Source organism: Paracoccus thiocyanatus, assembly GCF_900156255.1.
Taxonomy (GTDB): Bacteria; Pseudomonadota; Alphaproteobacteria; order Rhodobacterales; family Rhodobacteraceae; genus Paracoccus; species Paracoccus thiocyanatus.
In genome coordinates this window covers 22,853-35,527 of record NZ_FTMK01000029.1, presented here as the reverse complement: position 1 = coordinate 35,527, position 12,675 = coordinate 22,853, and the positions used below count along the sequence as shown (strand labels likewise).

General features: G+C 66.6%; 12 protein-coding genes. 2 read left to right on the top strand and 10 right to left on the bottom strand.

Annotated elements, in window-relative coordinates; genetic code table 11:
- Positions 1-90 precede the first annotated feature (90 nt).
- The 6 genes from purU to F3H32_RS15645 all read right to left on the bottom strand — a co-directional run bounded on the left by purU (position 91) and on the right by F3H32_RS15645 (position 6,992).
- The gene (purU, locus tag F3H32_RS15670) at positions 91-975 is read right to left on the bottom strand and encodes a formyltetrahydrofolate deformylase (RefSeq protein WP_149766640.1); all 885 of its coding nucleotides are present in this window, start codon (positions 973-975) and stop codon (positions 91-93) included.
- A gap of 107 nt (positions 976-1,082) precedes the next feature.
- Complete coding sequence (gene folD / locus F3H32_RS15665) at positions 1,083-1,979, bottom strand: bifunctional methylenetetrahydrofolate dehydrogenase/methenyltetrahydrofolate cyclohydrolase FolD (RefSeq protein ID WP_149766639.1); 897 nt, start codon at positions 1,977-1,979, stop codon at positions 1,083-1,085.
- Positions 1,976-2,464 (bottom strand): sarcosine oxidase subunit gamma, encoded by a 489-nt coding sequence (locus F3H32_RS15660; protein ID WP_316702826.1) that lies wholly within the window; start codon positions 2,462-2,464, stop codon positions 1,976-1,978. Before F3H32_RS15660 ends, folD begins: the two co-directional genes overlap by 4 nt.
- A 58-nt stretch (positions 2,465-2,522) precedes the next feature.
- Complete coding sequence (locus tag F3H32_RS15655) at positions 2,523-5,453, bottom strand: sarcosine oxidase subunit alpha family protein (RefSeq protein ID WP_149766637.1); 2,931 nt, start codon at positions 5,451-5,453, stop codon at positions 2,523-2,525.
- Complete coding sequence (locus F3H32_RS15650) at positions 5,450-5,734, bottom strand: sarcosine oxidase subunit delta (RefSeq protein ID WP_115756139.1); 285 nt, start codon at positions 5,732-5,734, stop codon at positions 5,450-5,452. Before F3H32_RS15650 ends, F3H32_RS15655 begins: the two co-directional genes overlap by 4 nt.
- A gap of 7 nt (positions 5,735-5,741) precedes the next feature.
- Positions 5,742-6,992 carry a sarcosine oxidase subunit beta family protein gene (locus F3H32_RS15645; RefSeq protein ID WP_149766636.1) on the bottom strand — a complete coding sequence of 417 codons (1,251 nt, stop codon included), beginning with the start codon at positions 6,990-6,992 and terminating at the stop codon, positions 5,742-5,744.
- A 126-nt stretch (positions 6,993-7,118) separates the two neighbouring features.
- On the opposite strand from F3H32_RS15645, the gene F3H32_RS15640 reads away from it, so the two are divergent.
- On the top strand, positions 7,119-8,102 hold the full coding sequence (locus F3H32_RS15640; protein ID WP_223191494.1) for a GlxA family transcriptional regulator: 984 nt from the start codon (positions 7,119-7,121) through the stop codon (positions 8,100-8,102).
- Between the two features lie 72 nt (positions 8,103-8,174).
- Here the strand turns inward: F3H32_RS15640 and F3H32_RS15635 are convergent, their stop codons facing one another.
- On the bottom strand, positions 8,175-8,348 hold the full coding sequence (locus tag F3H32_RS15635; RefSeq protein ID WP_149766635.1) for a DUF2783 domain-containing protein: 174 nt from the start codon (positions 8,346-8,348) through the stop codon (positions 8,175-8,177).
- Positions 8,345-9,964, bottom strand: coding sequence for an FAD-dependent monooxygenase (locus tag F3H32_RS15630; protein WP_149766634.1), 1,620 nt, complete (start codon positions 9,962-9,964; stop codon positions 8,345-8,347). The genes F3H32_RS15635 and F3H32_RS15630 overlap by 4 nt, the downstream gene beginning before the upstream one ends.
- Before the next feature lie 215 nt (positions 9,965-10,179).
- Here F3H32_RS15630 and F3H32_RS15625 point away from each other — a divergent pair, with 215 nt between their 5' ends.
- Positions 10,180-10,866 (top strand): helix-turn-helix transcriptional regulator, encoded by a 687-nt coding sequence (locus tag F3H32_RS15625; RefSeq protein WP_188128684.1) that lies wholly within the window; start codon positions 10,180-10,182, stop codon positions 10,864-10,866.
- A gap of 23 nt (positions 10,867-10,889) precedes the next feature.
- Here the strand turns inward: F3H32_RS15625 and F3H32_RS15620 are convergent, their stop codons facing one another.
- Positions 10,890-11,081, bottom strand: coding sequence for a DUF2783 domain-containing protein (locus F3H32_RS15620; protein WP_149766632.1), 192 nt, complete (start codon positions 11,079-11,081; stop codon positions 10,890-10,892).
- Complete coding sequence (locus tag F3H32_RS15615) at positions 11,069-12,655, bottom strand: FAD-dependent oxidoreductase (protein ID WP_149766631.1); 1,587 nt, start codon at positions 12,653-12,655, stop codon at positions 11,069-11,071. The genes F3H32_RS15620 and F3H32_RS15615 overlap by 13 nt, the downstream gene beginning before the upstream one ends.
- Between the last annotated feature and the right edge of the window lie 20 nt (positions 12,656-12,675).

Sequence of the window (12,675 nt, the reverse complement as noted above, 5' to 3'; positions counted from 1 at the left end):
CCTTCTTGGCCCAATTTCCCCGGCCTTCGGCGTTGCCGGCCTCCGGCGGGGATATTTTTCCACGCAAGAACCGGGGCAGTCCGGTGCGGCTCAGCCCATGCGCTCGGAGGCATGGCTGCCGGGCGAGGCCGGGAAGACCACGGTCTTGTTGCCGTTCAGGAACACCCGGCGGTGGATATGGGCGTGGATGGCGCGGGCCAGCACCTGGCTTTCCACGTCCCGGCCAAGGCTGACATAGTCCTCGGGCGATTGCGCATGCGTCACCCGGATGATGTCCTGCTCGATGATCGGGCCCTCGTCCAGGTCCGCGGTCACGTAATGGCTGGTCGCGCCGATCAGCTTCACCCCGCGCTCGAAGGCCTGCTTGTAGGGGTTGGCGCCCTTGAAGCTCGGCAGGAAGGAATGGTGGATGTTGATGATACGTCCCGACATCTTCTTGCACAGCGCATCCGACAGCACCTGCATGTAGCGCGCCAGCACCACCAGCTCGGCCCCCGATTCCGCGACCACCGCCATCAGCTGCGCCTCGGCCTCGGCCTTGTTTTCCTTGCTCACCTTGATGCAGTGAAAGGGAAGGTCGTGGTTCACCACCACCTTCTGGTAGTCCATGTGATTGCTGATCACCGCCACGATGTCGATCGGCAGCGCCCCGATGCGCCAGCGATACAGAAGGTCGTTCAGGCAATGGCCAAAGCGGCTGACCATGATCACCACCTTCATCTTCTCGGCCTCGTCATGGATGGCGTAATCCATGCCGAAGGGCCGGGCCGGCCCGGCCAGCCCCTCGCGCAGCGCCTCCAGCCCCACGCCCTCTTCGGAGACGAAGCTGACCCGCATGAAGAAGCGCCCGGTCTCGGTATCGTCGAACTGGCTGGAATCGGTGATGTTGCAGCCATGCTCGGCCAGGAAGCCGGCCACGGTGGCGACGATGCCGCGGGTCGAGGGGCAGGCGACTGTCAGTGTGTATTTCTTCATCTGGCTCTCCCTTGAAAGGGCCAAGGCCCTGGTTTCTTCCGTGTGCAAATATCCTCGGGGGGTCCGGGGGGCGAAGCGCCCCCGGCCCCGGCCGCGCTGTCAGGCGGTCAGCCCCCCGTCTTGGCGAAATCAGGCTCGGGCCAGCCCTGTGCCCGGCAGCAGGCGGTCAGGGTATTGGCCAGCAGGCAGGCGATGGTCATCGGCCCCACGCCCCCCGGCACCGGGGTGATGGCGCCCGCGACCTGCACCGCGCCCTCGAAATCCACGTCGCCGACCAGCCGCGCCCGGCCCGCCTCCTCGATGCGGTTGATGCCCACGTCGATCACCGTGGCGCCGGGCTTGATCCAGTCGCCCCGGATCATCCCCGGCCGGCCCACCGCCGCGACCAGGATGTCGGCGCGCCGGCAATGTTCGGCCAGGTCGCGGGTCCGCGAATGCGCCACGGTCACGGTGCAGTTCTCGGCCAGCAGCAATTGCGCCATCGGCTTGCCGACGATGTTGGAGCGCCCCACCACCACCGCGTCCAGCCCCGACAGATCGCCGAGCTGCTCCTTGAGCAGCAGCAGGCAGCCCAAGGGCGTGCAGGGCACCATCGCCTTCTGCCCGGTCCCCAGGCGGCCCACGTTCAGGACATGGAACCCGTCCACGTCCTTCGCCGGGTCGATGGCGTCGATCACCGCGCCCGCGTCCATATGCCCGGGCAGCGGCAGCTGCACCAGGATGCCATGCACGGCCGGGTCGGCATTCAGCCGCCCGATCAGCGCCATCAACTCGGCCTGCGCCGTGCTGGCCGGCAACCGATGCTCCCACGAGTTCATGCCGGCGTCGCGGGTCTGGATGCCCTTGTTGCGGACATAGACCTGGCTGGCCGGATCCTCGCCCACCAGAACCACCGCCAGGCCCGGCGCCACCCCGCGCTCGGCAGCCAGGCGCCCGACAGCAGCCGAAACCCGACCCCGAAGAACCGCAGAAAATGACTTGCCGTCGATCCGGTCGGCCGTCATGCCGGCACCTCCTGCCGCTGCGCCGCCTCGACCAGCGCGTGCCAGATCGTGCCTGCGGCGGATCGCATCCCGATCAGCGCCAGCCGGTCGGCGGCACGGCGAATGACAAAGACGCTCATGTGGTGAAAGCCGGTCCGGGTGGCCGTGCCTGGGCCAAGCCGGGCGGGGTCAATATTCACCAGCCTGGACAGCAGCGCCAGCAATTGCGGCTCGGACGCGGTGATCTCGAAGGCGACGAAGCCGTCGGTCTGTTCGGTGATCGAGCAGCCGGGCGCCGCCGCGATCAGTTCACCTGCCACATCCGCGGCCGCGCGGCCGGGAAATTCGACCATCCACTGTTCCGGTCCGGTCCAGAAGGCAGCGATGCCGGACCCCTCGGCCCAGCCGCCGGGTCCCGGCAGCGCAACCCCGATCTGCGGCACCGCGGCCCCGCGGCGCAGGGCCAGCGAGGCAAGGCCCAGATCCGCATTTTCGGTCAAGGTCACGGCACCGATCCGACAGGTTTGCGGGGCGGCGGCGCCAAGGGCGCAGATTGGCCTGGGGTCAGTCACGAAGACGTTCTCCTTCGGGGTCGATGAAATGGGCCGGGACCACGCGCAGCCGCACGGTTTGGCCCTGGAGCGGGTTGGCGCCGACCACCACCTCGCCCATGCGGGCGGCGCCATCCATCAGGAAGCCCAGCCCGATGGCCGAGCCGACATGGGGCGAGAAGCAGGCCGAGCTGATCCAGCCCTGGTCGGAACTGGTGTCCTGCGGCGCGCCTTCGGCGAAGAGATGCGCCCCCGCCACCACCGGATCGGCGGCATCCACGGGTTGCAGCCCCACCAGCACGCGACGCTCGGCCGCCAGCCCTTCGCGCCGGGACATCACCGCGCCGATCGCGTCCTTCCTGGTGCTGACCATCCGGCCCAGCCCCAGCATCTGCGCCGTGGTCTGGCCGTTCAGTTCGTTGCCCGCGGCATGGCCCTTTTCGATGCGCATCACCCCCAGCGCCTCGGTGCCATAGGGGGTCGCGCCCAGATCGGCGCCCTGTTCCATCAGCCGCTCGGCCAGCGCCTGGCCATAGCGGGCGGGCACCGCGATCTCATAGGCCAGCTCGCCCGAAAAGCTAATGCGGAACAGCCGCGCCCGCAGGCCGCCGCAGACCGTCAGTTCCGCGCAGGCCATGAACGGAAACGCCCCGTTGGAAAGGTCAAACCCATCCACGATGCGTTCCAGCAGCCGGCGCGCATTGGGACCGGCGACCGCGATCTGCGCCCAAGCGTCGGTGGTCGAGATCAGCTGCACGTCCAACTCTGGCCACAGGCACTGGCGGCAGAACTCCATATGGCGGTAAACCGGCCCGGCATTGGCGGTGGTCGTCGTGACGACGTAATGCGCATCCCCAAGCCGGGCGCAGGTGCCGTCGTCCCAGGCCGTGCCATCCTCGCGCAGCATCAGCCCATAGCGGACCATCCCGACCCGCAGGCTTTTCATGGCATTGGCATAGATCCGGTCCAGGAACTCTCCGGCATCGGGGCCCTGCACGTCGACCTTGCCCAGCGTGGTCACGTCGCAGATGCCGACGCCCTTGCGGGTGGCCAGCACCTCGCGGTCCACGGTTTCGCGCCAGGTCGTCTCGCCCGGCCGGGGGAAGTATTGCGCCCGCATCCAGGGGCCCGCCTCGACAAAGACCGCGCCCTGGGCGCGCGCCCATTCATGCGTGGGCGTCAGGCGGCGCGGACGGAAATGCGGCCCCGTATCGCCACCGCCCAGCACCGACAGCGACACGCCGCTATAGGGCGGGCGAAAGATCGTGGTGCCGGTTTCCGGGATAGGCTTGCCGGTCAGTTCGGACATGACCGCCAGCGCGGTGACATTCGCGGTCTTGCCCTGGTCGGTCGCCATGCCCAGCGTGGTCCAGCGTTTCAGATGCTCGACCGGGCGCATGTTTTCCTGATGCGCCAGGGTGATGTCCTTGACGGTCACGTCGTTCTGGAAATCGACCCAGGCGCGGCCCTTGCCCGGCACATGCCAAAGCGGGTGCAGGTTTTGCGCCGCATCCTCGGCCCGCGGCAGGTCGGGGGCATGGGCCGTGATGCCCAGATCCGCCAGCGCCACGACAGCCGCATCCGCGCCCGAGCGCAGGGCGGCGGCGGTGCCGCCCTGTCCCGCGACCGCGCCGGCGCAGACCAGGCCGGGCGGGCCATCCTTGGCCGGCAGAAAGGCTTGCAGCGCCGCATCCCAGACCGGGCGGCCGCGATGATGCGACGAAAGATGCACATTCGGGTTCCACCCGCCCGAGACGCCAAGCGCATCGCAGTCGATCCATTGGCTGCCGCCCCTTGCCGCGACCTTGATCGCCGTCAGACCAAGGCGGCCTTTCGCATTTTCGACCAGGCCCGCGATCACCGGGTAATCGCCCTGCGTTCGCACGCCTTCGCGCGGGTCGATCACCGCCGCGATTTCGACCCCCTTGGCGGCAAGGTCCAGCGCCGTGCGGTGGCCGTCGTCATTGTTGGTAAAGATCGCCACCCGCCTGGCCGGGCTGGCGGCCCAGCGGTTGGCATAGGCCCGCATGGCACCGGCCAGCATGATGCCGGGGCGGTCGTTGTTCTGGAACGGGATATGCCGCTCGATCGCGCCGGCGGCCAGCACCGCGCCGCGGGCGGTGATCCGCCACAGCGTCTGGCGCACCTGCGCCCCCGGCTGGGGCAGGTGATCCGCCACCCGCTCGACCGCGCCATAGACGCCGTGGTCGAAGGCGCCGAATACCGTGGTGCGGGGCAGGATGCGGACATTGGGCAGCGCCGCAAGCTCGGCCTGGACGCGCGCCACCCATTCGGTCGCGGGGGCATCGTCCAGCAGGTGGGATTCCGCCAGCAGCCGGCCGCCCAGGCAGAAATCCTCGTCGGCCAGGATGACGCGCGCCCCGGCCCGTGCGGCGGTCAGCGCCGCCGAAAGCCCCGCCGCGCCGCCGCCGATGACCAGCAGGTCGCAATGCAGGAACCGCTTGTCATAGGTATCGGGGTCGGGCTGCATCGACAGGCTGCCCAAGCCCGCCGCCCGCCGGATCGCGGGCTCGTAAAGCTTTTCCCAAAAGGCACGCGGCCACATGAAGGTCTTGTAATAGAAGCCCGCCGCAAAGAAGGGCGAAAACAGGTCGTTCACCGCCAGCAGGTCAAAGCCCAGCGGCCCGACATGGTTCTGGCTGGCGGCTTCCAGCCCGTCGTAAAGCTCGGCCATGGTGGCGCGGGTATTCGGCTCTTTGCGGGCGCCGCTGCGCAGTTCCACCAGCGCGTTCGGCTCTTCGGAGCCGGCGGAAAAGACGCCGCGCGGCCGGTGATACTTGAAGCTGCGGCCCACCAGCCGCACCCCGTTCGCCATCAGCGCCGAAGCCAGCGTGTCGCCGGGGTGCCCGGCATAGGTCCGGCCGTCAAAGGTGAAGTTCAGGTTGCGGGCGCGGTCGATCAGCCCTCCGGCCAGGCGGGTCATGCGGCACCGCCTTTCAGCTTGACGTCGCGCGCCAGTTCGGCGCCCAGGATCTGGTGCGTGGTGGTGTCGCGGGTCACGACCAGCCAGGAGCGGTCGCCCTGTTCGTGGAACCACAGTTCGCGATGCAGGCCGGCCGGATTGTCGCGCAGATAGACATATTCGGCAAAGGCGGCCTCGGCGCCCTCGGCCATGCCGTCGGGGCGGTTCAGCAGCGCGGCATCGCCCAGATAGGTGAATTCCTGAGCGTCGCGCAGGCCAAGAAGGGGATGGGGGATCAGCATGGCAGCCTCAATGCAGGTTCGGTTGGGCGCCCACGCCCTTTTCGTCGATGACATGGCCGCGCGCAAAGCGGTCCAGCCGATAGGCGGCGGCGGTTTCATGCGGGCGGCCGGTGGCCAGCAGATGCGCAAAGGCATAGCCGCTGGCCGGCGTCGCCTTGAAGCCGCCATAGCACCAGCCCGCATTCAGATAGAGCCCCTCGACGGGCGTGCGGTCGATGATCGGGCTGCCGTCCATGGACATGTCGATGGCGCCGCCCCAGACCCGCAAAAGCCGCGCCCGGCCGATCATCGGCATCAGCGCCATGCCGCCTTCGGTCACGTCCTCGATCACCGGCAGGTTGCCGCGTTGGGCGTAAGAGTTGTAGCCGTCGATGTCGCCGCCAAAGACCAGCCCGCCCTTGTCGGACTGGCTGACATAGAAATGCCCGGCGCCGAAGGTGATGACCCCCGGAATGGTGGGCTTCAGCCCCTCGGTGACAAAGGCTTGCAGGACATGGCTTTCGATGGGCAGCCGCATTCCCGCCATGGCCATCACCCGGCTGGACGCGCCCGCCACCGCCACGCCGACCTTGCCGGCGGCGATAGGGCCGCGCGTCGTCTCGACCCCGCAGACCCGGCCGGCCTTGATGCGCAAGCCGGTGACTTCGCAGTTCTGGATCAGGTCGACGCCCTGCATGTCGGCGCCGCGGGCATAGCCCCACGCCACGCCGTCATGGCGCGCGGTCCCGGCCCGGCGCTGCAAAAGCCCGCCCTTGATCGGGAAGCGGGCATTGTCGAAATTCAGGAACGGCGCCATGGCCCGCACGCCTTCGCGGTCCAGCAGTTCCGCATCCGCCCCGGCCAGCAGCATGGCATTGCCGCGGCGGCGATAGGCGTCGCGCTGCGCGTCCGTATGGCACAGGTTCAGGATGCCGCGCTGGCTGACCATGGCGTTAAAGTTGAACTCTTGCTCAAGCCCCTCCCACAGCTTCATCGAGAATTCGTAGAAGGGCTCGTTGCCCGGCAGCAGGTAGTTCGAGCGGATGATCGTGGTGTTGCGCCCGACATTGCCCGAGCCGAGCCAGCTTTTTTCAAGCACGGCGATGCGCGCCCGGCCAAAGGCCTTGGCCAGGTAATAGGCCGTCGCCAAGCCATGCCCGCCACCGCCGACAATGATATAGTCATAGGCCGGCTGCGGTTCCGGGTTGCGCCATAGAGGCTTCCATCCCTTGTGTCCGGTCAGCGCCTCTCTGATGACCCGCAAGCCCGAGAAATGCATGGCGATAATCTCCTTCGTCGATGCGAACCTGACACGGATCAGCCGCGGCGATGCGCGCGGAAAGGACATTGCGTTGCCTGTTTCAGACATTGATGGCAGTTTGCCGGCAAAAGCCCCGAGGATCGCATGCCCGCCGTTTCCCGTCCCCGCCGTTATGGTTTCCTGCTGCTGCCGGGCTACGCGCTGATGTCCACCGCATCGGCGGTCGAGCCGCTGCGCGCGGCGAACCTGCTTGGCGGCCGACCGCTTTACGAATTGCAATTCCTCTCGACCGAAGGGGGCTTTTGCCCCAGTTCGGTGGCCGGCGGGTTCGATACCGTTCCGCTGGCCGATGCCGATGAAAACCTGGATATCATGTTCGTGGTGGCCGGGGGCGAGCCGCTGGCGCAGCGCGATCCGCGGGTGCTGGCGTTTGTGCGGCGACTGGCGCGGCGCGGAGTGGCGCTTGGCGGCATCTCTGGCGGGGCCGCGATCCTGGCGGCGGCGGGGGTGATGGCGGCGCGGCGCTTTACCATCCACTGGCAGCATCTTGACGCCATGCGCGAAACCTGGCCCGACGCGCTGATCGAGAGGCGGCTTTTCGTCATCGACCGCGACCGCTTTACCTGCGCGGGGGGCATGGCGCCGCTGGACATGATGCACGCGCTGATCGCCTCGGCCCATGGCGCCGGGCTGGCCCGCGCGGTCAGCGACTGGTTCATCCATACCGGCATCCGCGAGGCCGAGGCGCCGCAACAGCTTGATCCGGCCCGCAAATATGACCTGCACCATCCGGCGCTGGTCGCCATGGTCGAACTGATGACCAGCCATATCGCCGACCCGCTGGGGCTGGACGACCTGGGCCAGCTTTGCGACATGACCCCGCGGCACCTGGAGCGGCTGGCCCAGGCGCAACTGGGCGAAAGCGTGATGCAATTCTATCGCCGCCTGCGGCTGGACAAGGCCAGGGAACTGCTGACCCAGTCCGGCCTGCCGCTGGCCGAGATCGCCCAGGCGACCGGCTTTGCCAGCCGCAGCCATTTCAGCCGCAGCTTTCGCGCGCAGTTCGGCACCAGCCCCTCGGCGCAGCGGCAAAGGCGGCCGGAAAGGCCAGTAAGCGCCGATCCTTAGCGGAGGTCATGCGCGAGGGCGGCGTTACCCGGCGGAAAAGATGCCGCCGACCGGACCGAAGCCGTTACAGGTTCAAAGCGATTCGCCCGCTTCGGAAACCGCATCCAGGACCTGATGCACGTCGCCCGCCTTTTGCGCCAAAAGCAGCGCAAGCTTGGCCAGGAAAACTTCGCTTTTGCCGGGCCCGGCCTTGTCTATCTGCCGGGCCATGGCGTCGTAAACGGCTTCCATTTCTGCCGATGTCATAGCTGATTTCCTTTCCGGAATGTCAGTTCCGCAAATGTTGACGCGACCTCGTCCGGCGTAGCCCTGGACCAGCGCGCGGCGACATAAAGATCGGGCCGCACCAGATATGCCGCGCCGGGCTCGTGCGCGATCCTTTCGGAAGCCTGCAAGGAAACGGGCAGGGCAAAAGCGGACAAGCCCTCGATATTCCGCGCCTCGACCGCGGACGCCAAAGCAGCGTCGAAACACAGCAGCGTGAACCCCGGCCCCAGGTGGTCGGACAAAAAGCCGTCGCCCAGTCGCAGTTCGGGCAGATGCTCGCCGGGCGCCGGCCCGGCTTTCAAACCGCCGGCATCGGAACGAACGGCGGCGCTTTCCGTGTAGCTGTAGGGAACCATCTGCCGCGGATTGGCAAACTCGCCCGCGAAAGAATGCCGCAGGGCAAGCGAAAGAGCAGCGTCACGCATCAGTCTCCAGCCATGCGTGGAAGGCGTCATGAAACGCGCGCTTTTCGAGGCGTTGGCAAAGACATCCAGCGTCGCGCCGCGACGCTCGGGGGAATAGGTGTCCAGCAGCGCTTCACCCGCACGCCCTTGCAGCACCCAGCCCAGCTTCCAGCCGATATTGACGGCGTCGGCCAGCCCGTTGTTCAGGCCCCGCACGCCGAAGATCGGCACGATATGCGCGCTGTCCCCCACGAAGAACACCCGCCCGTCGCGATAATCGTCAAGGGCCAATGTGTTTGCGGAATAGATGCTCCACCATTCCAGGTCCCAGGTCCCGCTGTAGCCCGTCTCGTCCAGCACCGCCTGCACGCTCGCGCGGACGTTCTGTTCAAGAACGGCATCGGCTTCGCTTTCTTCGTCGCGAAGCTGATAGTCGATACGCCAGATATCGTCCGGCTGGCGGTGAATCAGGACCGTTCCGCCGGGGCGGCAGGCGGGATCGAACAGCGCGCGGCGAATGGTGGGGAAATCGATGTCGGCCCGGATGTCGGCGATGACATAGCGGCCCTCAAAATTCTCGCCCTTCAGGCGCTTGCCCCGCATCTTGCGGATCGGGCTGCGCGCGCCGTCGCAGGCAAGGCACCAATCGGCCTTGATCTCGTAGCTGCCAGCCGGATCGCTTACCCGCAGGGCGATCTTTCCGGGGCGATCTATGCCGACCACCTCGCTTTGCCAGCGCGTCTGGATCAGCGGATGGGCCGCGACTGCCTGCCACAGAAACGCCTCGATATACTGCTGTTGCAGGTTGTACATGGGGCGGAACTTTTCGTCCGCGCCGTCCGGCATCTTGAATTCCAGAATCTTCTGTCCGCGATAGAACGATTGCCCCGTGGTCCATCCCAAGGACTTTTCCAGAAAGGGCGCCGCCACCCCCAACCTGTCGAGAATGGCGAGGCTAGAGCGGGAAATGCAGATCGCGCGGCTGCCATCGTTAAAGGTGGGCTTGTTGTCGAACACGACCGAGCGGATGCCTTCGCTGGCCAGTTGCAGCGCTGCCGTCAAGCCGACGGGACCCGCGCCGACGATGGCGACAGGCGTGGGTTCTGCAAGTTCGCCGCGCTGTTGCGGCGGCTCGAAATACGGATAGTCGAAATAAAGCGACTCTGTTTCCCCGCGTCCATCCGGTCTCATATGTTCCCCCCTTTCCCATGGATTGCATCATGGCCATCTAGGGCAATGCCGGCAGGGGGTCTGTCCCCTGAACAAAGGGACATTCCTTCATCATGTCCGCGGCCGCAGGACAATTTTCCGCCGGCGGTGCTATAGGATCTGGCGAAAAGCGCGTGGCACAGCCGATCCATGCGCGCAGGGGGCAGGCAATGATGGATGAGCAGCAGCCGGTTTGCATGATCGGTCACATCGAAAGGTGCCTGGACGCCTGCGGAGGCTCTGATTTCGCACCGCGTTTCGCGGATCTGGCACAGCATACCCACGCCAGCCAGGTGATGGTCTTCGACCTGTCCGACGACCACGCGGCTTGTCTGTTTTCCCGCAACTTCTGCCGCGAGCATCTGGGCGAACGGCTTGCGCGCGAATATCTTGACGGATGGTTCCGCAAGGACCCCCTGCTGCCGGAACTGATGAACCTGCCGCGCGGCCAGCGGCGCATGCACAGGATGAGCGACGCGGCCTCGCTTCCACCCGCCTATCGCGCGCGGTTTTTCGACCTGCCAAAGCTGGCCGGAAAACTGGCGCTTCTGGCCGCCGGAAGCAGGAAAAGGCTGTTCGTCAATTTTTATTTTGGCCAGGATCAGGACAAGCCGGTGGACGAAGCCCTTGCCGGGCTGTTGGCGAAGATCGCCTTGATGCACTATGATGGCATCAGCCGGCTTGCCCCGCCGCCGGCGCTGGATGTGCTCAGCACCCGCGAGCGGCAGGTCTGCCTGGGGATGCTAGAGGGCAAGAAGGCGGAACTGATCGCAGCCGACCTCGACCTGTCGCCGGAAACGGTCTCTACATACCGCAAGCGCGCATATGACAAGCTGGGCATATCGTCGCGCGGCGCCCTCTTTGCGCTTTGCAAGGGGCGCTGAGACATGCCCGCGCCCCCTGTTCTTCAGCTTCGCCGCGCCGCCTCCATGGCGGCGAACAGGACGTCGCGATCGCCGATATGATTCATCAGGATCAGCGCCAGCCGCGACCACAGCCTTAGACTTTGTTCGTCGCTAAGCCCGTCGTGCAGACGGACCAGCGCCTCGTAAAGGTCGTCATGCCCGCCAAGATTGGGCGTCAGGGTCAGTGCTGGCATTGGATCTCTCCCTTGGCACGTCGCAGGGCGGCGCTGATTGCAGCGGGCGTCGGCCGCCGCCACCGCGCGGCGACATATTGATCGGGACGAACCAGGACCGCCGCCCCGGCCGTCAGTCCCAGGCGCTGCGCGGCCAGGCTGCCGGGCTCCAGCGCGACCAGCCGCATATCCGGCAACGGGTCATGCGTTTCGCCGCAGGCAAGCAGCACGAAGCCGTCCCCCAGCTCGTCCAGCAGCCAGCCATTGCCAAAGGGGGCGTCCAGCACCGGCATCCCCGGCGCCACGCCGCCGTCCCACGCATCCTCATCGGGCGTGGAGAGCGGGCTGTCGGCATAGGCGACAGCGGTCGACAACCGTCCCGAATTGACGAAAGGCCGCGCGAAGGCGTGATCCTTGGCAAGTTCCAGCACCGCGTCGCGCAGCGCCTGGCTTGCCGACGACTTGGGCGTCAGGAAATCGGTCGAGCGGGTCGAGTTCAGGATGTTTTCGTCCGCGGTCGCGACGGCTTCGTGATTATATGTCTCGATCAGGCTTTCATCCGCGTTTCCGTTCAGCACCAGATCAAGCTTCCAGCCCAGGTTGTCGGCATCGGCAAACCCGCCATTGCACCCGCGGGCGCCAAAAGGTGAAACCAGATGCGCCGCGTCCCCGGCAAAGACGACGCGGCCATGCACAAAGCGCGCCATGCGCCGGCATTGGAACGTATAGACAGAATACCACTCGCGCTCGAACTCGATCCCTTCGCCCAGCATCGCCCGGATAAAGGTCTCGACGTTTTCGGGGCGGGTCGCGACCTCGCGGTCGATGTTCCAGCCAAGCTGGAAGTCCAGGCGCCAGACATCGTCAGGCTGCTTGTGCATCAGCGCGGACCGGCCGGGGTTGAACGGAGGATCGAACCAGAACCAGCGCTCGGCCGGCATCTCGTGCTTCATGCGGATATCGGCGATCAGGAAGTTATCCTCGAACACCCGTCCTTCGAAGTCGAGGCCCAGCCTGTCGCGGACGGTCGAGCGCGCGCCATCGCAGGCAACGACCCATTCGGCCTGAAGCCTGTAGCCGCCACCTTCGGCCGTGACGGCCAGTTCCACGCCGTCACCCTGCGGCGTGACCGCGTCCACCGCGTGTCCCCAGCGGATATCGACATTGGGCAGGGCGCGGCAGCCGTCCAGCAGATATTCCTCGATATAGTACTGCTGGACATTCACGAATCCGGGACGTTTCTGGTCCTTTACCGGCAGCATGTCGAAGCGATAGACCGGATCTTCGCCCGCACCACGGAAGACCTTGCCGACATTCCATGTCACGCCCTTCTCGACGACCGCGTCGCCGATGCCGAGCCGGTCCAGAATGTCCAGCGAACGCTTGGAAAAGCAGATCGCCTTGGAGCAATGGGCCACGAAGTCCAGCCGGTTCAACACCGTCACCGGATGCCCGCGCCGGCCCAGATCCAGCGCCAGCGCCAGGCCCACCGGACCCGCACCGACGATCGCCACCCGCACCCGGTCCAGCGCGCTGCCAGGTCCAGGCGTCGCGCCCATCTCCTTGTAGACGGGAATGCCCGCAACATTTGCCATGTCGTCCTCCCCCACCCCGG